The sequence below is a fragment of the Flavobacterium panici genome (assembly GCF_903819335.1).
GTDB lineage: Bacteria > Bacteroidota > Bacteroidia > Flavobacteriales > Flavobacteriaceae > Flavobacterium > Flavobacterium panici.
Map to the genome: position 1 here is coordinate 33107 of NZ_CAIJDE010000060.1, position 23504 is coordinate 56610.

The following is a 23504-nucleotide window of genomic DNA, read 5'->3' on the forward strand; positions in this document are numbered from 1 at the left end:
TTTTTTTTAAGGTTTGATTTAAAAAATTTGTCCTTAAATGTTGTTTTTAAAGTCACGAACCATTTCATAATTTTAAATTTAGGAAGTTACAATATTCAGCTGGCTAAATTTTGATGGGACGTTAAAGTTAATAAAAAATTAATACACAGCACATTATAAATTTTTATTTGTAGAAAATAATGGTTTGGTTTTTACATTTTACAAAAATATTCTTTTTAAATTAGAGGCTTCAAAGCAAATAATGATTATGAATTCGGCCAAAGAAATATTTCTAAAATCAGTAAAGGAAATTTGTCCTAATGTTACTGATGCTGAACTTTCTCAATTTGCTTTAAAAATTACTATTGAAGAATTCAACAAAAAAGACTTCTTTCTTCAATTCGGTAAAGTACAAAAATCAATAGGTTTTATAGCAAGCGGATTAGTGCGTTCCTCTTTTATAGACAACGATGGCAATGAAATTACCGTAGGTTTTTATGCCGAAGGTGAATATGCCACACATTATCCCGCTTTTATAACACAGCAGCCCAGTAAATATTCAATTCAGTGTTTAGAACCAGTAATTATGGTTTGTCTTTCGTATGAAAACATACAGTGGATTTATGAGCATTTACCGAGCTTTGAACGATACGGACGATTAGTTGCCGAAGAAATTTTAAAACGTCAGCAGACCCGTATCGAAAGCTTTATATTTCAAACCGCCGAGGAACGTTATCTCGATTTTATAAAGTGTCACTCAGAGCTATTTAACAGAATTTCAATTTCTCACCTATGCAGTTATCTGGGTATTGAAAGACAAACACTTACCAGAATTCGTCAAAAATTAGCGCACCAATAGTTTTTGACACATTTGTGTCAGGAAGTCCTTCGCATTATTTAAAATCTTTGCAGTGTCAAATTAAAATGATGCGCAATGAAAACGAATATCTTATTAATACTTGGTCATCCTTCTCAAAACTCATTTTGTAATGCCTTACTTAATGCTTACAAAAAAGGAGTAGAGCGTACAGGAGCAATTTGTAAAACCATTTATATTTCTGAACTAGATTTTGATGTAAATCTTGCCGACGGATATAAAATAGGAAAAACAGTACCGCTTGAAAAAGATCTAATTCAGGCTCAGGAACTCATTTCCTGGGCAGATCACATTGTATTGTCTTATCCTAACTGGTGGGGTTTTATGCCTGCCATTACCAAAGGATTTATAGACAGAATCTTTATGCCTGATTTTGCATTCAAACATCACTCAGGAAAAATCTTCCCCGAAAAACTTTTAAAAGGAAAAAGCCTTAGGCTGTTAATTACGATGGACACTCCAAAATGGTGGTTCTATCTCATCTACCGTGCTTCTCAGTATCAAATCCTCAAAGACATCATATTTGGTTACGTAGGATTCGATCCTATCAAATTCTCCACTTTTGGTTTTATGAGAAAATCAACAGAAGAACAGCGCCTTAAATGGCTGAAAAAAACAGAAAAATTAGGAACACAACTTATATAAAACAATCAATTAATAAAATTTAATATCATGAGACATCTAGCAAACGAGCATACAACTGCTCACATTGACCCTAAAAAAGGTTTCAGAATTCACTTATTAGTATTTGTATTATCAATTCCTGCCATTTGGACCATTTGGTTTTTAACAGACAGAACATATCTATGGCCGCTTTGGCAGACTGGTGCTTGGGCAGTAGGTTTATTATTTCATTATCTGGGCGTTTTCATCTTTAAAAATAGAAATAAATAATCTTTAAAAATTTAGAAGTTATGATAACAAAAGCAAAACTCACAGTTTCTAAAAAAGTCTTAGGGATTTTTACCGTTCTGTTTTCATTGCAAAGTGCATTAGCGACTGCACAAAATGAAAAAGCAAAGATTACACGCTACGAAGTAAAAGAGCAATATCTGGAGAAATTTCAAAAAGCCATAAGCGAGTACGTTCAAAAATCGCTTTCAAACGAAAGCAACATTATGTCTGAAGCTTATTTTGAACAAAACAACAAGACGGTTATCTGGTTATTTGAACGCTGGACGAGCAAAACAGCATTGGATAAAAATAATTCAAAATCTGTAAAAGAGCTTGCTCAAACTGCTTTAGTAAAACCTGAGGAAATAATCTATGTAAAAGATTTAGAACCTCTCAATAAAGAACAATGGAGAAGAACAAGTAAAAAAGAAGACAATCAGTTAACCATTATGCTTTTTGTAGATGCAAAAGCCGGAACAGAGAAAAACTTCATGGAAGTTTACCATACCGCAATGCCGCAGTTTAGAAGTGAACCCGGCGTAGTAACGTATCAGTTATCACAATTGGAAAATGATAAAACCCAATTTGTAACCTTCGAAAAATTCAGAAGCAACGATGCCTTTCAATATCATTTAAATTTTCCGCCAATTCAGCCCGTAATAGATTACCTGAATACGAGTATAAAAAAACAGCCGTTTCAGGATGGAATCCATAACCTAATCGAATTTGCACCGCTTACCCGCGAGTAACATTAAACAGAAAAAAATCAACACAAATTATTAATATTTAAAACCTAAAAAAATGAAAACAATTAGTAAAATCATTGCAGCAGGTATGACAAGCGTACTTGCTGTAGTAAATGTAGAAGCACAAGTAACCGTAAAAACAAATGAAATGAAAACAAACTACAGTCATGAATTAGAAGTTGTAAATCAATTGTCTACTCAGTCAGCCGTTGTAAATATGCCGGTGACAAAATTATTAAACGCACCAGGGAACGAAGCATTAAAAGATTTCTTCTTTACACCTGTAAAAAACAAAACAGCCCTAAAAGGGAAAAAAATTGCCGTAATCGTTGCCGATGGTTTTGAAGAAATTGAATTAACAGGACCAGTATGGTATTTTAAAGAATTAGGAGCTCAAGTTGAAATAGTGTCACCAAAATTTAATCCCGCTCCAGAAAGATACGGTTTAGTATTTCCTGAGATGGCAAATACACACGTTATGGCAATTCAATACTTACAACCAGTTGGATGGATAAAATTTGACCGTACTGCAGACCAAATAAAGGTAAATGATTACGATGCAGTATTTATTCCCGGAGGAGCCTGGAATCCGGATAACCTTCGTTATGACAAAGATGTAATCAAATTTATTCAGGATTTCAATAAATCAGGAAAACTAATTGCCGCTATTTGTCACGCTCCGGTTGTATTGGCTTCTGCCGATATTTTAAAAGGAAGAAAATTAACAGGATACTGGAACATTCAGGTAGATTTAAAAAATGCGGGAGGAACTATTCTTGAACAACCTGTAGTAACAGATGGAAACATTATTACCAGCCGTCACCCAATTGATGTGGCAGATTTTTCAAGAGCTGTTGAAAGCTGGTTAATTAAAAAATAAGAAAGCAGATTATTATGAAAATAGATATTTTTAAACCGGTTCAGATTGGTTCATTACAATTAAAAAACCGTATCTCGATGGCACCCATGACAAGAGCAAGAAATGAAGATGGTATTCCAAACGAAAATAATGCGGTTTATTATGAACAGCGTTCTGGCGCCGGTTTAATTATTACAGAAGGAACAGCCATTTCTGAAACAGCAAAAGGCGTACTTTATATTCCCGGATTATATACAGCAGAGCAAATTGAAGGCTGGAAGAAAGTTACAAAAGCAGTACATGAACAAGAAAGTAAAATATTTTCTCAATTATGGCATGTAGGCAGGGTATCACATACTTCAAATCAGCCTAACGGAATTGCTCCGGTTGGTCCATCCGATATTCAGGCGCAAAATACATCAGCTTGGGGGTATAATGAAAATGGAGTAGAAGGTTTTGTTCCGGCATCAAAGCCTAAAGCACTTTCTGTAAATGAAATTAAAAATGTTGTAACTGATTTTGCCAATGCGGCTAAAAATGCCATTAAAGCAGGTTTTGACGGTGTAGAAATTCATGGAGCCAATGGTTATTTGATCGAACAGTTTTTAAACCCTTTTGTAAACAATCGTAAAGATGAATACGGAGGAAGTATCGAAAATCGTTCAAGATTTTTACTGGAAATTATTGATGCTTCTGTTGATGCTGTAATCAATGAAAAAGTTGGGATTCGGTTAACGCCATACGGAGGTTTAGGAGACTTGCCGCATTATGATGAAATAGAAGCAACATATCAATATTTAGCCGTAGAATTAAAGAAAAGAAACATTGCTTATATCCATATCATGGATCAGCAGTCAAAAGGAAGTCATGCATTACCGGATGGTTTTATTGAGCGTTTCCGTTCTTGGTACGATGGCGTTATTATTCTTGCCGGAAGTATGGACAGAGAAAAATCAGAACAGCTTATTAATGCCGGAACTATTGACATTGCCGGATTTGGCGAACCGTTTATCTCGAATCCTGATTTAGTAGAACGTTTACAAAACAATTGGGAATTAACGCAGCCCAACCGCGATTTGCATTACGGATTAGGAACTCACGGTTATACAGACTGGGAAGTTTATAAGCAGCCAGTTGCAATTTAATATATTAGAAATAAAGTTTATCCCTGAACACATTCATGTTCAGGGATTTTTTTTGAACAGAAAAACTTCTGCGGTAGTTTATATTAAGATTTTATCTATTTTTATAAAGAACGAAAGCATCTTTATATGGAATTGCCTAAGCTGCCTTTTTATAAAAAATACGGTCTTGTTATAAAAGCCGCTATTGTTGGCGGAATCTTAGGTTTGCTATATACCTCAATTACAGATGCAGAATCCAATTTTGATTATTTAAAGCTTTTGCCCGGCATAGTTATAGGCGTCTTTATTGGTTTTATTATTATAATGTTTGAGAAACGGCTTATCAATTTAAACCGATATTCCTTTTTAGGCGCAATGCTTTTAAAAGCGCTGATTTACAGCATAAACATATTATTGTTTTTACTATTCTTTGTTCTGATGTTTTCAGAAATGTTAGGGCATCTTTCTTATCAGGAAGTTTTTATTAAATATGCTAAAGAACGTTTGTTCGAAGATTATATGTTTTCTCTGGGAGCGTCTATATTTTTAATTCTCTTTTTAGAAATCAGCAGTTTATTAAGTTCCCGTTTTTTCTATAATTATTTTACAGGACAATATCATCGGCCAATTCAGGAAGAACGAATTTTTATGTTTGTCGATGTAAAATCATCTACCACACTTGCCGAACAATTAGGAGATATTCTATACAGCAATTTACTGCAGGATTTATTCAACGATTTTACAGAAGCAATTCAATCTTCGCGTGCAGAAGTTTACCAATACGTAGGAGATGAAATTATTCTGACTTGGAAATCTGCTGTCGGACTAAAAGATAAACGATGCCTTTATTGTTTTTATCTTCTTAAACAATGTATAGAAAATAAACGCGAATATTATTTAGGAAAATATAATATCGTTCCAAAGTTTAAAGCCGGAATGCATATAGGAACCGCCGTAACTACCTGGGTAGGAAAAGTAAAAAAAGAAATTGTTTATCACGGAGATCTCTTAAATACAACTTCAAGAATTCAATGTGAATGCAATAATTTTAATCACGATTTTGTTATTTCTGAAACCATGAAAAATGCACTTCCCGAAGATCATTCGATAACCTATATTCAAAAGGGAGAAATACTTTTGCGGGGCAAAGCAAAACCAATGAAATTATATACTGTTGATTTTAGTTCAGTCGTTCTGTAGTTTCCAATCTCAAACAATGTTCTGTACCTAAAAACAGCGGATTTCCATGTTTTTCTGACCAAAAACCATCCAGTACATCTTTAGTAATGCATCGGTAAACCGCAACGCCTTTATACGTTTTATTGTCGTCGCCTTTGTAACTAAAATTAATAACCAGGATATTATCTTTAAAAAAACCATGACCTTTTTGAACCTGTGCATTATTGATGAACCATTTTGCAATAATTCTATTGTTATCGTCTAAGGATAAACTCAAAGTGCCTTTGTAAGTAACCTGATTGCTCTCTTCCTGATTACTTCCGGAAATGGAAAAATCACCAACTAAATCTTGTATTGTCATTTATTTTTTGATGGAGAAATTGAATAGATGCTGAGGTATAAATCACCTCAATAATTGCTGCAAATTTATAAAATTTTAAAGTTTCGAAAATTTACCGTTTTATACCTTATTGGGTTTGCTGACATATTTATTTCCTTTAATAAAAAATCGCCACGGTAAAAGTGCATCTTCCTGTGCATAAGCAACGCCCACACGAGGCGATGCTGCAATTTGATCTTCAGTATATCGAATGCCGTGATCTTCCAGCCAGATTTCTTCTCCGCCTAAATCCTTTTTATTAAAAGAACGGTCAATACCCAAAGCCTTTGCCGCAGAACCCGGACCAGCAGAAATAGCCCCTTTTGATGCCGACATATTTCGTCTGGTTTCCATAATATCTTTTCCGGTCAAAGGTTCAATCCCCCGAATCAAAACTGCATGAGGTTCACCTTCAACAGAACTTACAATATTAAAAAGATGATGAATTCCGTAGCATAAATAAACATAGGAAACGCCGCCCTGACTGTATAAAGTTTCCGTTCGATCCGTTCTTCGTCCGCCGTAAGCGTGAGAGGCTTTATCTTGTATCCCGAAATAAGCCTCTGTTTCTACAATTATGCCAGAAGTTATTTCGCCGTCAATTTGTGTACAAAGTACTTTTCCCAAAAGATCTTTGGCAAGGAAAATAACATCTGAATTAAGATAGTATGAAAACGGAATTTTAGTAGGAGATTCAGTCATTGCTGTTCAATTATAATTTGGATACGAAGGTCGAAATTTCGAAGCAATTTATAATTCTAATTTATTGATTAATTATTATTTGTGATTATAACTAAAAAACCGCCTGCAGTACAGGCGGTTTATTTTTAGTATTATAAATTTCGATCAGGATTTGTACCTTCTTCATCGTCATCGTCAACTTCTTCTTCATCGTCATCATCTATATCACCAAGACCCTCATCTCCGTAATCATCGTCTTCTTCAAATTCTTTATTGTTGTCATTGTCACTTGCGAATTCGTTTTGCTCAAACTCATTATTCCCAAGTCTTTCATTATCGAAAGATTCATTACCAAGATTTTCTCCTGATAATTCCTGATTGTCAACTTCTTCGGTTACCAAATCATTTCCATAATCCGGTTCTGCCGAATTGCTGATAGAATGATCTACTGGCGGCGCATCGATTGCATTATCTTGATATCCTTTTTCATTTTCTTGAAAATTCTGGTCGTCCTGACGGTAATTTTCTCTTTCATCTAAGCTCATACTATATTTTTTTAAAGTTATTTTTTAGTAGTTTTTTTATCCGCAGCAGTTTTAGAACCGCTTTTTGATGTTTCCTCTTTTTTATCAGTTTTTTTATCTGATGCTTTAGCACTCGCTGTGCTTGCTTTGCTTTTTGAAGTATTCATGGTTTCTAATTTTTTAGATTGTTATAAGTCAAATGTACGACGTCTGAAAATCAGAATCTTACAATTAAGAGGCTTGTCAATTATATAATTTACGGTTACTAACTCTAAACACAATATGTTATCTAAAATCAATTATAGAAAAGCTGTAATATTCTCCTAAAAAAGTATAATAAGAATCATTGTTTTTTGCTGAATTTTAAGAATTGATAAAAAAGAGTTCTTTAGTTCAATTTTAAAAAAGTAAATATGGAAACTAGAAACAGCAATAGCGATTTTTTTCATGATGAAAATGATCGCCACGAAAATAAAATTTGGAGCCCGACTGTAGATTCACGTTTACATTCTCAGGACAGAAACCCGGATGAAGATAAAGAGTACGGAAACACACACGCCAACGATCCTGCTCAAAAACCGAATACAGGTGATTGGGGAGACGAAAGTGATTTTGAAGAAAACGAAGAAACCGATGAAAACTTTGGAAACGATAACAGCGGCGGGGCTGGAAGCACCGGAAGCGAATCGACCAATAGCGGAAGTAATTAATAAAAAGCGGAAAATAGATTTTCCGCTTTTTTTGATTTCATTTCTAAGAAAAAGATCTTTAAAAATACAGATATAACATCCCGAATTCTAAAATTCGGAAAATTTAGTTTTTTTAATTTACAGACTCTTGTTTGCATCAAGGATTTTATTAATCAAAGCCAGTACCGTTACAACGCTGCCTCCCATTAAAGTTACCTGATCATAACTGTCTTTGTTAAGATACATTAATAAAACTAAGGCGCTGACTGCAATAATTATTATTGGAAATTTCAATTTACTGTAAGTTCCATTTTTGCTTTCATCTTTAAATTTCTGTACAAATAATTCATCACGTTTACTCTTAGATAAAATAAAAATCCTAAAACTCAGGCTCATCATTTTTAGTCTTCCCGTTAATTGATGGCAGTCAATAATTCCTCTTTCCATAAGGTTTATCAGAGTATCTTTATTTTTGTAATTTACAAAGTGATCCTGGGCAAAATCAAAAAGCACATACTGCGTTTCTTCAAGCAGGGATTCCCAGATATCTTCATACTGCTCACAAAATTGCTTGTGATTGATATTCAGTATAAAATCCATTCTTAAATAAGGGCTTATTTCATTTTTTTTATCTTTATAAAAAACCTGATCAATGCTAATTTCACGTTCAGGGCAGTCTTCATTACCGGTATATCTTTTGTCGGGTTGTATTTCGCAGCTATTATGATCAATTTGAATTAGTTTTTTAATATCATAATTATTTACCATAGGTATAAAAATATGATCGTTTGCTAATTCATTTTTTGTACACGGATAATACTTTTCATAATATGCCTGCATTAAATCATAAAAGAAGAAACGATTACTATAATAGTTTAATAATTTATAGGCTAAACTGGCAAGAAAAAACAAAGTAACCAACAAGAAAAAAAGTGTTAGGAACGAAAAATTATTGTTTTCGTTATGTAGAATTGCCAGCAGGCTTAGATAATATTTGCGGCTAAGTTCGTTAAATGTGAAATTTTTAATTTCGTAACTCGAAGGACGATCAAAAAAGCCAAGATTAGCCTTTTGCATAATTTGATCATTAGTTTGGTCTCTAGTTTGCTCCTTACAATTACAGTTGTAAGCATTGGTTATTCTGTCTTTTATAATAAAATCATTTTTATCTTTTATTTTTTGTTCTTTCGCGTCAAGTGACGAGCAGTAATAGCGCGCAAAATCATTCAATTCATTTACATAAAAAGCACTAACAAGAACAAACGGAAACACAACAAATTGATATAATAATCTTGCTGTTAGGAATCTGGTATAAGCTTTTCTGTTTACTCCTTTGTTTTTCTTTGCAAATACACTAAGTTCTGTTTTTTCTCTTTTTCTCCAGTTTTTATAATAGAAGATTATTAATAGAATATGTGTGCCAAAAAGCGCAAGAGCGGCAATAAAAACATTATAATAAAAGAACAAAACCATAGGCAGGCAAATTGCCGGAAGAAACAAAATCAATACTAGTTTAATAAGTTCTTTTTTAGGATTTAATGTGCGGATATTTAAAGTAATCAAATTAATAAATACAACATTAACGCCCAGTACGATACAAAAGATAAATGCCAATGAAGGAGAAGACTTAAAAGCAACTATTAGGGCCAATACAATAGAAACACAATTGACAATTAATAACTTTTTATATTCAGTAGTTCGGCTGCTGTCCGGGAAAAGATAATAGAAATGATGTTTTGATAATGTACCTATTCGACCATTGTAAAAGATTGTTGAATAGATATAATTAATTAATAATATGAAAAAGCCATATAAAAATGAAATCAGGAATCCGTTTGTAAACGTGAATATGGATAAACGATTGGTGTGTGACAAGTCGCGGATTGCCAGAATATAAACCGGAGATTCAGTTTTAATATCTAATTTTTTTGCACAGATCTGATAAGGTATTCCCATATATTCCATCTCAAATGACGGTATATCTACGCCAGCTAACAGACTTATAAATGCAGGATTGTTTTGAGATACATAAAGCAGGTTTTGATAGATGTTTTTTTTGGGATCGTTCTGCATTAATACATCTCCATCTTTATCGACAAGCATATAACCGGTTCCGGGCGGTAATTCTAATTCATTAGAAAAATATTCCCTAAACGCAATTCCTTTAATGCCATTACTTTCAGATTCCTGATTGATCTCTTTAAGAGTATCTTTTTCAGCATATATTAATTGATATCGATTATTTTCTCTTGAAAAAACAGCAGTAAGTACAGGATCTGTTTTTTTATTTTCTATATTTTTTTGCTGAAGCGCTTTAAAATACATTCTATCCGCATACTTTCTAGATATATCCGGAGCATTATTACTCAGGTTTTTTGTAATTAATGCTTTGTTGTCCATTCGGAAATAACCATCTAAATACTTAATTAACTTTGCGTTTTTCGTACCCTTTTTAAAATCAGTATTTCCATTTATAAAGCATTTTTGATCATCAGGCAAAGAATCTTTTTTAGTAAGAAGCTCTCCATTTAAAGCGGTTTTTTTTGAGCCGGTTACCAGAAATATTTTAGCAAATGAGTTTTTTTGGTTTTTCCATTCTTTCCCAAATAATAAATCCCTTTTTTTCCAGCTTTGATAAGCCGTAATTTGTTCTTTGAATGAAGTATCGATTTTATTTACCAACAGTTCTAAGTCATTTATATTTCTGGTTTTTATGGTATTGTTCCAATACGATAATGCTGCAAAAACCACAATAACAGCGACCAGTAATCCTATGGAAAACACAACACCAACCAGGTCAATTTGACTGAGTCTTTCTTTGTAACTGCTTATAATGGGTTTTATGAAATTAATGCCTAATATTAGAACAATAATTGAAATAAGACTAAAAATCAAAAGATTAGAGTTTATCTGCCGAACGTTGAGGTCAAAAGCAGATTTATCAATTCCTGCGGCTAAAAATAAAGTGTGATTGGTATGAGGAATATTGATTTGATCCGTATAATAATGTTTTGAAGATTTTTTGAAACTAAAAGGACCATTTTTTCTATTGTATTTAATTAAACTATCCTGATCAATAAGACTGACATTTTGGGAAAGAAATGATTTCTCAACCCGACATTTTCCTTTCTCAATAGGACAAATATAAAAGGAAGTAAAATGCGTGGTAGAATTAATTTTATTGAGAAATTTAGCCAGATCAATACTAATACTGTCTTTAATGATACTATCCTCTTTTTTGCGTTCTTTTAAAACTTTATGTATACCTGATAATTTAATTGTTCTTGAGAGCTTGATAGTTCCGTCTTGTAATTGCTGAAACCCTTTTTTATCAATTAAAATAGTATCAATATAGACATCAGCAGAGCCTTTATATTGTAAAAGCTTAAGACTCTTCATTTTTTCTTCACTAATATATTTTACCTGATCATCAATGTATCCAACTAAATGTTTTTCGATACCTTCCAGAATAGATATATTTTTTGCGTCTTCTTTACGTTCATTATTAGGAAGCACATAAGAGAGGTAACCAAACGTTAGCAGCGCAATAACCGCAGCTGTTACGATGGAATAAATATGTTTCTTAAATGATTCGTTTACGTTAGAAGTCAGTCCCATTGTATTTATTTCAAATGGTTAAAATATCAAGCTGTTCTAGGATCTCCTTTTAAATACGTTTTACTGAATTTAAAATACTCTGATGAGGTTCTTTCACCTGCTTTTCCGTCGACTCTTAATATACTTCCGGCTTTATTAAGCAGTATTTGCAGCTCTTTAGCTTCGTTGGTAACAGTTCCAGAATAATAAGCAGTTTTATTGCCCTGTGCCAGTATTTGTTCTACAATATGACCATTTGGAAGTGTTATGAGTTTTTGCTCACTCAAACGTCGCAGCAATACCGCAGCACCGCATTGTTTAGAAACTGCATTCGGATCATATTTTCCGTCTTTAACATACTTCCCTTTTGTATAATGATTCGAATAACTCCATAAATAAGGCGAATTAATACCTTGTCTATAATAACCTAAACCATTAAATAATTCCAGTTTATAGAGGATTCCGGCAATTTCCCAATTCGTCCATAAGTTTAATTTGTCAAAAACTAAAGCATCATTAGCACTAAATTCCCACGTAAAAGGAGGATTTCCTGTTTTTGGACGTCCAGCAGGAACCTGAACGGTACGTTTGGTAAGCGGATCGCCATTATGTAAATGAGTATCAAACCTTAAACTAGCTTCCATGCAATGTATTATTGCAATGACATACCAGGGAATGTTTAACGGATCTCCCACAGCTTGATATCTCGCTTTATTCAAAGCCATTTTCTCAACTAGTTTATCAATTTCAGGATATTTAGCCTCTCTGATAATGCAGGAAGCAAATAATTTTTCATAATTAGCCTTCTTGTCTGGTGGTACTATTGAACTCATAATCGTTGGTTTTTAATTTATTAATTCATTTGATATAGTTATTTTAATTTCAAAAGTTTTATAAATAAAAGGGCAGGGCAATGAATACGTTATGCTGCCTGATTCATGCAAAGGCATACGAAATAATTAAGCAGATAGTAAAAAGAAGGCATGTAGAATATTCTCTTTGTAGGTGCGTATGAGAATAAATAATTTACTGATTGTAAGCGTATTATGTAAATACGGATCAAATTTATCACAATATAAGAAATGAAAAAAGGGTATAAACACCCTTTTTTTAACCTAAAATCCCACAGATTATTGCACCGCATGATTCAGGATAAAATAAGGACATAAATACTTCAAAATAGTCGAATAATCTTTCGCAAACGTGTTTTTTATACATTAATTAATTGGCCGATTTTCGTTAAAAAAAAGAGATTCTTCTTTTTTATGTTTAAAAAATTGACAAATAAACAGTAAAATCTATTTATGTTATTATTATTTGGAATAAATACAAATAATTTGGTTTGTTTTAACACAACACATAAATTTGCGCTATTAAAAATAATTCTAAATAACATGAAAGTAAAAATACTACTTCCGCTATTGAGCTGTTTTATGCTGCTTATGGGCGCTGCTTCATTTGCACAGACAGGTACAATTAGAGGTACGGTTTCATTATCGAATGATGAAATTGCCGATAATATCTCTGTAACTTTAAAAGGAACAAAGATTGGAACCGTTACTGATGCTCAGGGAAACTACGAAATCAAAAACATTAGACCGGGTAATTATACACTAAAGGCTTCTGTAGTAGGGTTTTCACCTAAAGAAGAAATCATTACTGTTACAGCAGGAAAAGAACTTTTGGTAAACTTTACATTGATAACTACATCTGAAGCCTTGACCGAAGTATTTGTTAAAGGAAATGCAAACAAGTATACTAAAGCAGAAAGTCAGTATGTATCTAGAATGTCTGTTAAAAACCTTGAAAACTCACAAGTTTACAATGTTGTAACTAAAGAATTAATTAAAGACCAGTTAGTAACAAACCAGGACGAGGCTTTAAAAAACGTTCCGGGTTTATACCAATTATGGGCAGCTACTAACCGTGCAGGTGACGGAGCATCTTGGTATTCACTTCGTGGATTTACTACACAGAGTTTGGTAAGAAACGGTCTTGCGGGAAAAGTAAACAGTAATACAGATGCTGTTAACCTTGAAAGAATTGAAGTTATAAAAGGGCCATCGGCTACACTTTTTGGAAACGTAGTTTCTTCATACGGAGGATTAATCAACCGTGTGACTAAAAAACCTTTTGAAACTTTTGCTGGAGAAGTATCTTATCAAAACGGAAGCTATGGTTTTAACCGTTTAACTGCTGATGTTAATACTCCGATCAACGACGACAATACAGCTTTATTCAGATTAAATGCTGCTTTTGGAAATGCCAATACTTTTCAGGATTTCGGTTACTCAAAAAGCTTTTTTGTAGCACCATCTTTCTCTTATAAAGTAAATGATAAACTTACCATTTCTATTGATGCAGAAATAGGAAACCAGGATAACTCGGGTATGCCTCTAATTTATTTTGGTGCAGCTCCATCTCAGTTAGGAATAAGCAATGCTAAAGATCTTGACATCAACTTTAAAAGATCATTTTTAGGAGACGAATTTGTGATGAATACTAAAACATTAAATGTTTTTGCACAGGCTTTATACCAAATGTCTGAAAAATGGACTTCACAAACTGTATTTAGCAGCAGTTCTAATAAAGCAACTGGTTTGCAAACATGGTTTTACCTTTTACCAAACCAACAATTATCAAGAAATGCATGGGATGCAAATGGTAGAGATAATGCTATCGAATTCCAACAAAACTTTAATGGTGATTTCAACATTGGATCCATGAGAAACCGCTTTTTAGTAGGTGGTGATATTTATTACGGTTCAAATAATTTAGTATTCAAAAATATCAAAAATTATGCTGCGTATGATGTAATCAATTATACAGGAACTGCAGCTAATTATTATGACTTTAATCCAACAAATGTAAGGAATAGGATTTCTGGAAATGATAATGATCCATATACCAGCAACAGCGCGGTAACAACTTACAGTGCGTATGTTGCAGATGCCATTAACATTACAGAAAGATTAATTCTTTCGGCAGCAGTACGTTTTGATCATTTTGAAAATCAAGGATCATTTGACCCTCTTTCAGGTACAGAGGCTGGCAAATTTTCTCAAAATGCATTCTCGCCAAAATTTGGTGCTGTTTTTCAAATCTTAAAAGATCAGTTATCAGTATTTGGTAACTACCAAAATAGTTTTAAAAACGTTGGATTTGCAAGTGCAAATGAAGGAGGTTCTCTTGTATTGAAACAATTTGACCCTGAAAGAGCAAACCAGTTTGAGTTTGGTGTTAAAGCAAATGCTTTCCAAAATAAACTAAGTGCTACAATTAGTTACTATAACATCAAAGTAAAAGATATCGTAACTTCTGACCCAAGCTTACCAAATGCAAGCATACAAAACGGGACACAATTTAGTAAAGGTTTTGAATTAGAAATTACAGCAAACCCAATCCCTGGATTAAACTTACTTGTGGGTTATGCAAAAAATGATTCTGAGTTAAATGATCTAAGACCTATAACTGCTGGGCCGGAAAATTTAATCAACTACTGGTTTAGCTACAACCTTCAAACAACAAAACTAAAAGGATTAGGTTTAGGATTTGGTGGTAACTATGGAGATGCTACATACGTTTACAATGCTGGACCAACTGAAACTTTTGAACTTCCTTCATATTCTGTAGTAAATGCTGCATTGTATTACGATCAGCCTAAATACAGAGTATCATTAAAAGTAAATAACCTTACAGACGAATTATACTTTAATGGTTATTCAACAATAAACGTTCAGGCTCCACGTACATTAATGGGAAGCATAGCGTATAAATTCTAAGCGAATTTAAAAGCAAAATAATAGTAAAGAAGCCCGGACAATGTCCGGGCTTTTTTTGTTTTAGTACATTCAGCTTATCACAAAAAACTATTATGATTATAAGAAAAAAACTATTTTTTTACATTTAATAGATGCATAATATTCATTTTTATATTACTTTTGTTTAGACTAAATCTAAATAGTAAAAATGAAAAATTTCCTTTTGGCCGATTCCGAAAACCTACACATAATTGGACTGAGGCACACACTTAAAAAGCTGGTAAAAACACCCAGTTTAAAAGTGGCAAATTCAAGAGAAGAATTGTTTAAGTGTTTGGATAAAAATAATATAGAATGTTTGATTATTGATCCCAATAATATCTTTTTGTTTTATGATGATGATCTCAGGATTATTAAATCAAATTATCCCAAATGCAAAATAATAATCCTTTCGTATTTTAAGAATAAACAAACCATTGACAGCTTCTTAAAAGATAACATAAACGGCTTCATATCAAAAGATTGTGAAGAACAAACCATTTTTGATGCCTTATATAAAATTCAGCACGGAGAACGTTATATATGTCACAAAACCTTAAATACATTTATTGATGTTTTTGCTCTGCCAACTTCCCAAAGTGATGAAAAACTGACACTAAGAGAGTTTGAAATCCTAAAAAAAATAGCGCAGGGAAACAACGGAAAAAGTATCGCTTCGCAGCTTTTTATCAGCATTCATACCTTCAGGACACATCGAAAAAACATCATGAAAAAAACAGGCAGGCATACAACTCCTGAACTAATACTTTATGCATTAGAGAAAAAAATAAAGTAATTTTCGTATTATTTAAAAATATCTTATGCTTTGTTTCCTACTATAATTGAGGTATTTTAACTACCTCAATTATAGAAATAATTTTCCCTTTTTTATGGTATTGATTTAATTTTCGTACAAATCTACATTTGTGAAAATTATTCTTTAGAATCAATCTAAATAAATACCACAATGGAGGCACAAGAAAAATTAGAAACAATACTGCAAGAAGTCATAATTGAAAATGCGCACGATAAACATGTTTTTTCTAACAACAATAAATCAATCGGGATTTATAAGAAAAGCATGAAAAAGGCCATTAAAACAATTGGAAATCATTTAAAAGAAAGAGATACACCATTTACCGGAACCAGTATTTCGACAATTAAGCAAAGAATCGACAACATTTATCTTGAAGAAAATAAGAGAGGAAAAAGCCTGGATTATGTTCTGGATGAATTAAAAGATATTTATTTAGATGATTGTATTCATTTTCACAATCCCAAATACATAGCACATCTTAATTGCCCCATTCTAACGCCAACACTTGTGGCTGAAGCTTTTGTATCATCTTTAAATTCTTCGATGGATACGTACGATCAAAGTACTGGGGCGACTTTCATCGAATTAAAATTAGTGGAATGGACGCTTGATAAACTGGGTTATCCTGAAAATGCCGACGGAATTTTTACCAGCGGCGGAACGCAATCTAACATGATGGGATTACTTTTGGCGAGAGATCATTACATCAAAAAACATTTCGGAATTGATCCGAAAATGGACGGACTTCCTCCTGAAGCTTCAAAATTCAGGGTTTTATGTTCAGAAGTTAGCCACTTTAGTTTAAAGAAAAATCTAAGTCTTTTAGGTTTAGGACAAAATGCTGTGATTCCTGTTGCTGTAGATCCTGATTTTAAAATGAATACAAGTGCTTTAAAAAAGGTGATTCAGCAGCAAAAAGATTTAGGAAATATTCCAATTGCGATTGTAGGAACAGCCGGAACAACAGATTTTGGTTCTATAGATCCATTGGCAGAAATTGCTTCAGTTGCCAATGAAAACGATATTTGGTTTCACGTTGATGCGGCTTATGGCGGCGGATTATTAATCAGCAATCTTCATAAAGAAAAATTAAGCGGAATCGAATTATCAGATTCTGTGACAATCGATTATCACAAAACTTTTTATCAGCCCGTAAGTTCAAGCGGTTTTTTTATGAGAGATAAATCATTTGTAGATTATATCAAATACCACGCTGATTATCTGAACTCTAAAGAACAGGAAGACGAAGGAATTCCAAACATGGTAAAAAAATCAATTCAAACGACACGCCGTTTTGATGCCTTAAAATTGTGGTTTACGCTGAGAATGATAGGAACGGAAGGTTTGAGTTCTTATATGGAAAAAGCAATCTCAAACGCTCAATTTACTGCAGATTTACTAAGAAACAGAGAAGATTTCGAAATCATTCATAAACCTGAAATCAGTGCTATTGTCTTTCGTTATACACCTTTTACAGGAAACGGAAATTCGTATTGCGGCATCAACAGTTATATTCGTAAAGCTATTTTTAACGAAGGTAAAGCCATAATTACCAGCACAAAAGTCTACAACGAAGTGTTCTTGAAATTCACTTTATTAAACCCGTTAACAACCCCAAAAGATATTGAAGAAATCATCGATTTGATTGTATATCACGGAAATGAATATTCATTAAAAAATTAAAATAAAATGCAAAACAAAATATACGATTTCATAGCCGTTGGAGTAGGGCCTTTCAATTTAAGTCTGGCTTGTTTAACAGCACCAATTGAAAATTTGAACGGATTATTTTTCGATAAAAATGAATCCTTCAACTGGCATCCAGGAATGTTGCTGCAAGACACAACATTACAAATTCCGTTTCTGGCAGATTTAGTGACTTTAGCAGACCCAACGAGTCCGTTTAGTTTTTTGAATTACATCAAAGAACAAGGAAAAATGTATTCCTTTTACATTCGTGAAAATTTCTTGTTACTGAGAAATGAATACAACCAATATTGTCAATGGGCGATTAAAAAGTTACCCAATATTCATTTTAATACTGAAGTTACAAGAATTGAATACGATGAAAATCAGCAGCTTTATATTGTAACTACACTTTCTACAAAAACAAATGCTGCGACAATTTACAAAACCAAAAAGATTGTTTTAGGAACCGGAACAGCACCGCATATTCCAAAATCTTGTCAATCTTTAAAAGGAAAAGCAATTCATTCCTCAGCTTATATCCAAAATAAAGCTTCACTTCAAAAACAAAAATCAATCACGGTTTTAGGAAGCGGACAAAGTGCTGCCGAAGTTTTCAACGATTTATTACAGGAAATAGATGTTTACGGATATCAGTTAAACTGGATTACAAGATCGTCAAGATTTTTTCCAATGGATTACAGCAAGTTAACGCTCGAAATGACTTCTCCAGAATACGTAGATTATTTCTACAATCTTCCATCAGACAAAAGAGATCATTTGTTGAAGAATCAGAAATTATTATACAAAGGAATTAATAAAGATCTAATTGCCACAATTTTTGATACTATTTACAGTAAAAAAGTAATTACGGAGATTGATGTGAATTTAAGAACAAATGCGGCTTGTACTAAAGGAACTTACGATGAAATAAACCAATCTTTTGAGTTGGAATTGCATCAGGTGGAACAAGATAAAAGATACCGCCACAAAACCGATGCATTGGTTTTGGCAACAGGTTACGGCTACAAATTGCCTCAGTTTTTAGAAGGAATTGCGAACCGAATTCAATGGGACGAAAAAGGTCGTTTTGCAACGAACAGAAATTACTCAATTGACAATAATGGGAACGAAGTTTTTGTACAAAACGCTGAATTACATACACATGGTTTTGTAACACCCGATTTAGGAATGGCTTGTTACCGAAACTCATACATCATTAAAGAAATTACCGGAGTGGAGCATTATGCTGTAGAAACCAAAATTGCTTTTCAGGAATTTGGTGTTCCCGCAGCAGAAGTGATTGAATCTCCGGCATTTGAAACTATCGCATAATTATGGAAGCAGAACAACAAAAAAAGAGAGTTTTGGCAATAGATTTTGCCAGAGGAACAAGTGTAATCTTAATGATGATGGTGCACACCATGCTTATTTATGGTACAATCGCCACACAAACCAACACTGTTTTAGGAGAAATTATTTTATGGTTAGGCCGCGGCACAACTATGTTTTTGGTCAGTATGGGAATTTCTTTTGTACTATCAAGAAGACAAAGTTTTCTGGCCGTTTGCAAAAGGGCTTTATACATTCTGGCTGTTGGTTACGGAATGAATATTTTAAAATTTCTGGTTCCTGAATTTATTTTTGGCGGACTTCCCGAAGCTTTTATTTCGGCTTATGGCTTGCAATCGGGAACATTAGAAACAGGAATTTTCTTTTTGCTTTTAGGTGATATTTTGCAATTGGCCGGAATCACTTTGTTTATTATGGGGCTTATAAATCATTTTAGCAAAAGCAAATATGTTCCGTTAATCGTAGCTATAGCAATCATTTCGATTTCTAAAGAATTAAGCGGTTTCAGAGTCGGAATCTTGGGCATAGATTATATCTGCGATTTACTTTTCAGCAATCAGTTTAATGTTTATTTTCCTGTTTTCCCGTGGAGCGCTTTCATTTTAATCGGCATGTTTTTGGGAAGATGGTACAAAGAACTCAACGAAAATCAGGAAGTATTTTTTAAGAAAATGTTATTCGTAGGTTTAGCTTTTATCGCCGTTGGCGGAATTCTAAACTTCTCAAATCCAGAATATCATTTTGGAGATTATTACCATTTAGGACCTGGCGGAAGCATTTTATTACTCGGAACAAACCTTGTTTTATATTGGTTTGTGAACATCATTGTAAAGCTGTTTAACGAAAACAATCCAGTGTTTAATTTATTGACTTTCTGCAGTAAACACGTAACAAGTTTATACGTAATTCAATGGGTTTTGATCAATTGGGGCATGTATGTTTTAGGTTTTTGGGAACACGATCAATGGTTTGTTTTAAGTTTATTCCCAGTTGTAATTGCCACAAGTATAAGTATTCAGTTGATTTATAATGGAATCAAAACACTTTTTAAAACCAAATGGAGCAATAAAGACAGCAATGAATTAATTGTAAATAGTTAGAATCAAAAATTGGACGTAATTTATTTAAACACATAGAAACATAGATTTCTTTTTATTAAGATTGAAGCATGTTTTAGAAAATCTAGATTTTTTCACATAGCTATGTGTTTTATTTAAAGTGAAACGCCTTTTTAAGCTATGAAAACTATGTTTCTATGTGTTTAAATTACACGCAATGATTAAAATCTAAAATCAACAACCTAAAATCTAAAATCAAATGAGCACATATAAACCTATCTATTCAACCACAATTCCGGATTTTGGAGTGATAGATTTTCGCCCTTTGGAACTGGAAAACGACGCTGTAATAATTCATGATTGGGTCAATCGTAATTATGCACAATATTGGGGCATGCAGGGAAAAAATCTGGAAGAAGTTCGTTTAGAATATGAAAAAATAACCAAAGAATCGGATGTTTTTATCGGACTTGTTAATGGAGAAATTTCGTTTTTATTAGAACGCTACAATCCAAAACAAGATATTATCGGAAACTATTATACCGTTCAGGATTACGATTGCGGCATTCATATTATTGTAGCGCCATCAACAAAACCGGTGCATCAGTTTACATGGCATATTTTTTCGAGCATTATGAAATTTATTTTCAGGGATCTTACCATCGAAAGAATATTAGTCGAGCCGGACATTCGAAACAAAAAAATGTTCGATATCTGTCACCGTGTAGGTTTTGAAGATGCTGATGTTGTCAATTTACCACATAAAACCGCATTATTGGCTTTTTGTACAAGAGAGCAATTCATCAAAAAAATAGATTCATTTAACCTCAATTATACCGAAATGAATAACGAAAATCAATTAGAATTTCCGGAAAAAGCCATTACACATATTCAGCCCGAAGTTTGGGAAAAAGCCAATCGTTTATTGGTGAAAAAAGCGATTTGTGAGTTCTCGCACGAACTTTTAATAAAACCAACATTAGAATCTGGAAATACATATTCGTTGCTTTCTGATGACAATTCGATTAAATATACTTTTGAAGCAGAATTATTGGCAATGAATCATTTGAATATTGAAGTCAATTCAATTTCAAAATATAAAAATGAGAAATTAATAGCTTTAGATGCAGTAGATTTTATTCAGGAATTCAAAACCAGTTTAGGAATTTCAGAACAATTGATTCCGTCTTATCTGGAAGAAATTATCAGCACACTTTACGGAAGCTGTTACAAATTGTTAAAAGAAAATTCGACTTCAAAATCGCTTGCCAATTCTGATTTCCAAACCATTGAACAAGCCATGATGGAAGGTCATCCGGGTTTTGTTGCCAATAACGGAAGAATTGGTTACAACAGCATGGATTACAAAGCCTACGCGCCCGAAGCTGGAAACCCATTTAGGATTTTATGGCTTGCCGGACACCGCGACAGAACCGTTTACGCCGGAACTCAAAAACTGGATTACGATACATTAATTCAACAAGAATTAGGAGCAGAAACAATTGCAAAGTTCAATGCTACAATTTCAGAAAAAGGACAAAATCCAAACGATTATTTCTTTATTCCCGTGCATCCGTGGCAATGGTTCAATAAACTAGCTAATTTGTTTTCGCCTGAAATTGCTAAACAAAAACTGATTTGTGTAGGTTACGGACCCGATTTGTATCAGGCACAGCAATCCATTAGAACTTTATTTAACTTAAGCAATCCTAAAAAATTATATACCAAAACATCGCTTTCTATCCTTAATATGGGCTTTATGCGAGGTTTACCGGTTTTTTATTTAGGAACAGCGCCGGAAATGGCAGAATGGTTAGATCAATTATTAAGCGGAGATCAATATCTGCAAAAAGTAGGTTTCGGAATGTTGGGCGAAGTGGCTTCTGTAAGTTACATCAATCCATATTTTGAAAGCTTCGGAAAACACAATCCGTACAATAAAATGATTGCTTCTTTATGGAGAGAAAGCCCAGTTGCAAAACTCAAAAATGATGAACAATTAATGACAATGGCAGCATTTTTACATTTAGATAAAGATGGAAATTCGTTGTTATCTGAAATTATAAAAGCTTCGGGATTATCAATAGACAATTGGCTTGCCGAATATTTCAAAGTTTATCTGAGTCCTTTATTACATTGTTTTTACCAATATGATTTGGTTTTTATGCCGCACGGCGAAAACCTTATTTTAGGATTAGAAAATCATGTTCCGGTGCGCTCTTTCATGAAAGACATTACCGAAGAGGCCGTGATCCTGAATCCTGATGTTGTTGTTCCGAAAAACATTGACCGAATTTATGCTGAAGTTCCTGAAGATGTAAAATTACTTTCCATTTTTATTGATGTTTTTGATGGATTTTTCCGTTTCATGTCTGCAATTTTGGTTTCGAGTGATAATTATTCTGAAGATCGTTATTGGGAATTAGTGACAGAATGTATCTCTGATTATCAGGAACAAAACCCGCATCTGGAAGCAAAATTCGAGCAATACGATTTATTTGCAAATGAATTTCAGTTGTCTTGCCTGAACCGTTTACAGTTGAATAATAACAAAACCATGATCGATCTTGATGATCCTGTGGCGTTGTTACAATTTCAGGGAAAATTGCAAAATCCAATTGCTCCGTATAAAAAAATAATAGCCTAATTCCTTAAAGATGAATAGTATAATAACTCATCCTGAAAATGATGTTGCAAACGACGTTGTTTTTGTAAAAACAATTCCAGGTTTAGGCGTTTTTGAGCTGCGCCCGCTTGACATGGAACTTGATATTCCGCTGATTCACAATTGGGTAAATCGTGAATACGCCGTTTATTGGGAAATGAATGGATTTTCTGTAGAAGAAGTAAAAAATACCTACTATAATATTCAGGAAAAGGCGCAGGTTTATATTGGAAAATTCAATAACAATGTTGCCTTTTTACTGGAATGTTATAATCCTGAAGATGATATTGTAGGTAAATATTACGAATCGCAAAAAGGCGATAAAGGTATGCATATCTTGGTCGCACCGTCAGAAAAACCAATTCCCAATTTTACCTGGAATATTTTTACCGTGATTCTTGATTTTATTTTCAGTAATGGAAAAAATCAACGTATTGTGGTTGAACCCGATGCAAGAAATCATAAAATTCATTTGCTGAATAAAAGGGCTGGATTTGTTTTTCAGCGTGTTCTCGATTTACCGCACAAACAAGCACATCTCGAATTTTGTACGCGCGAGGATTATTACAAAGCTTTACAATAGGTTTAATTTGATAC

21 protein-coding genes are annotated in these 23504 nt (G+C 33.3%); 15 read left to right on the forward strand and 6 right to left on the reverse strand.

All coding sequences use genetic code 11. The annotated features are described in order from the left end of the window. The first annotated feature begins 247 nt into the window (after window positions 1-247). From FLAPXU55_RS19615 to FLAPXU55_RS19645, 7 genes are all read left to right on the forward strand, one after another. A complete protein-coding gene (locus FLAPXU55_RS19615; protein WP_180860490.1) occupies window positions 248-838 on the forward strand; it encodes a Crp/Fnr family transcriptional regulator in 591 nt (196 codons plus the stop codon). A gap of 75 nt (window positions 839-913) precedes the next feature. Then, entirely contained in the window at window positions 914-1501 is a 588-nt protein-coding gene (locus FLAPXU55_RS19620) for an NAD(P)H-dependent oxidoreductase (protein WP_180860491.1), read from the forward strand. Window positions 1502-1528: 27 nt separating this feature from the next. Beyond that, window positions 1529-1750, forward strand: a complete 222-nt coding sequence (locus FLAPXU55_RS19625) for a 2TM domain-containing protein (protein ID WP_180860493.1) — start codon at window positions 1529-1531, stop codon at window positions 1748-1750. 20 nt (window positions 1751-1770) lie between these two features. After that, window positions 1771-2499 carry a putative quinol monooxygenase gene (locus FLAPXU55_RS19630; protein ID WP_180860496.1) on the forward strand — a complete coding sequence of 243 codons (729 nt, stop codon included), beginning with the start codon at window positions 1771-1773 and terminating at the stop codon, window positions 2497-2499. 52 nt (window positions 2500-2551) lie between these two features. Beyond that, window positions 2552-3376: a DJ-1/PfpI/YhbO family deglycase/protease gene (locus FLAPXU55_RS19635; RefSeq protein WP_180860499.1), complete on the forward strand. Its 825-nt coding sequence runs from the start codon at window positions 2552-2554 to the stop codon at window positions 3374-3376. A gap of 14 nt (window positions 3377-3390) precedes the next feature. Further along, window positions 3391-4500, forward strand: coding sequence for an alkene reductase (locus FLAPXU55_RS19640; RefSeq protein WP_180860501.1), 1110 nt, complete (start codon window positions 3391-3393; stop codon window positions 4498-4500). A 126-nt stretch (window positions 4501-4626) separates the two neighbouring features. Beyond that, window positions 4627-5679: an adenylate/guanylate cyclase domain-containing protein gene (locus tag FLAPXU55_RS19645; RefSeq protein WP_180860503.1), complete on the forward strand. Its 1053-nt coding sequence runs from the start codon at window positions 4627-4629 to the stop codon at window positions 5677-5679. On the opposite strand, the gene FLAPXU55_RS19650 is transcribed toward FLAPXU55_RS19645, so the two are convergent. From FLAPXU55_RS19650 to FLAPXU55_RS24215, 4 genes are all read right to left on the reverse strand, one after another. Continuing rightward, window positions 5660-6019 carry a hypothetical protein gene (locus FLAPXU55_RS19650; RefSeq protein ID WP_180860506.1) on the reverse strand — a complete coding sequence of 120 codons (360 nt, stop codon included), beginning with the start codon at window positions 6017-6019 and terminating at the stop codon, window positions 5660-5662. The two genes, FLAPXU55_RS19645 and FLAPXU55_RS19650, sit on opposite strands and share 20 nt — an antisense overlap. Window positions 6020-6118: 99 nt before the next feature. Then, window positions 6119-6739 (reverse strand): DNA-3-methyladenine glycosylase, encoded by a 621-nt coding sequence (locus FLAPXU55_RS19655; protein ID WP_180860509.1) that lies wholly within the window; start codon window positions 6737-6739, stop codon window positions 6119-6121. Between the two features lie 131 nt (window positions 6740-6870). After that, entirely contained in the window at window positions 6871-7263 is a 393-nt protein-coding gene (locus tag FLAPXU55_RS19660) for a hypothetical protein (RefSeq protein WP_180860512.1), read from the reverse strand. A gap of 17 nt (window positions 7264-7280) precedes the next feature. Continuing rightward, window positions 7281-7409, reverse strand: coding sequence for a hypothetical protein (locus FLAPXU55_RS24215; RefSeq protein WP_256379806.1), 129 nt, complete (start codon window positions 7407-7409; stop codon window positions 7281-7283). 246 nt (window positions 7410-7655) lie between these two features. Between FLAPXU55_RS24215 and FLAPXU55_RS19665 the strand changes: the two genes are divergently transcribed. Next, window positions 7656-7952 carry a hypothetical protein gene (locus FLAPXU55_RS19665; RefSeq protein WP_180860515.1) on the forward strand — a complete coding sequence of 99 codons (297 nt, stop codon included), beginning with the start codon at window positions 7656-7658 and terminating at the stop codon, window positions 7950-7952. A 117-nt stretch (window positions 7953-8069) separates the two neighbouring features. Here FLAPXU55_RS19665 and FLAPXU55_RS19670 read toward each other — a convergent pair whose 3' ends face one another. Together FLAPXU55_RS19670 and FLAPXU55_RS19675 are read right to left on the reverse strand one after the other, a co-directional pair. Then, entirely contained in the window at window positions 8070-11549 is a 3480-nt protein-coding gene (locus tag FLAPXU55_RS19670) for a hypothetical protein (RefSeq protein ID WP_180860518.1), read from the reverse strand. A 26-nt stretch (window positions 11550-11575) separates the two neighbouring features. Beyond that, a complete protein-coding gene (locus FLAPXU55_RS19675) occupies window positions 11576-12361 on the reverse strand; it encodes a hypothetical protein (RefSeq protein ID WP_180860521.1) in 786 nt (261 codons plus the stop codon). Between the two features lie 561 nt (window positions 12362-12922). On the opposite strand from FLAPXU55_RS19675, the gene FLAPXU55_RS19680 reads away from it, so the two are divergent. From FLAPXU55_RS19680 to FLAPXU55_RS19710, 7 genes are all read left to right on the forward strand, one after another. After that, entirely contained in the window at window positions 12923-15310 is a 2388-nt protein-coding gene (locus tag FLAPXU55_RS19680) for a TonB-dependent receptor (protein ID WP_180860524.1), read from the forward strand. A gap of 187 nt (window positions 15311-15497) precedes the next feature. Further along, the gene (locus tag FLAPXU55_RS19685) at window positions 15498-16124 is read left to right on the forward strand and encodes a LuxR C-terminal-related transcriptional regulator (RefSeq protein WP_180860527.1); all 627 of its coding nucleotides are present in this window, start codon (window positions 15498-15500) and stop codon (window positions 16122-16124) included. 171 nt (window positions 16125-16295) lie between these two features. Further along, window positions 16296-17828: a pyridoxal phosphate-dependent decarboxylase family protein gene (locus FLAPXU55_RS19690; RefSeq protein ID WP_180860529.1), complete on the forward strand. Its 1533-nt coding sequence runs from the start codon at window positions 16296-16298 to the stop codon at window positions 17826-17828. 6 nt (window positions 17829-17834) lie between these two features. Next, the gene (locus FLAPXU55_RS19695) at window positions 17835-19166 is read left to right on the forward strand and encodes a lysine N(6)-hydroxylase/L-ornithine N(5)-oxygenase family protein (RefSeq protein ID WP_180860532.1); all 1332 of its coding nucleotides are present in this window, start codon (window positions 17835-17837) and stop codon (window positions 19164-19166) included. A 2-nt stretch (window positions 19167-19168) separates the two neighbouring features. Continuing rightward, window positions 19169-20284, forward strand: coding sequence for a heparan-alpha-glucosaminide N-acetyltransferase domain-containing protein (locus FLAPXU55_RS19700; protein ID WP_180860535.1), 1116 nt, complete (start codon window positions 19169-19171; stop codon window positions 20282-20284). Window positions 20285-20501: 217 nt separating this feature from the next. After that, the gene (locus FLAPXU55_RS19705) at window positions 20502-22889 is read left to right on the forward strand and encodes a GNAT family N-acetyltransferase (protein ID WP_180860538.1); all 2388 of its coding nucleotides are present in this window, start codon (window positions 20502-20504) and stop codon (window positions 22887-22889) included. 10 nt (window positions 22890-22899) lie between these two features. Next, window positions 22900-23490, forward strand: coding sequence for a GNAT family N-acetyltransferase (locus FLAPXU55_RS19710; protein WP_180860541.1), 591 nt, complete (start codon window positions 22900-22902; stop codon window positions 23488-23490). The last annotated feature ends 14 nt before the right edge of the window (window positions 23491-23504 follow it).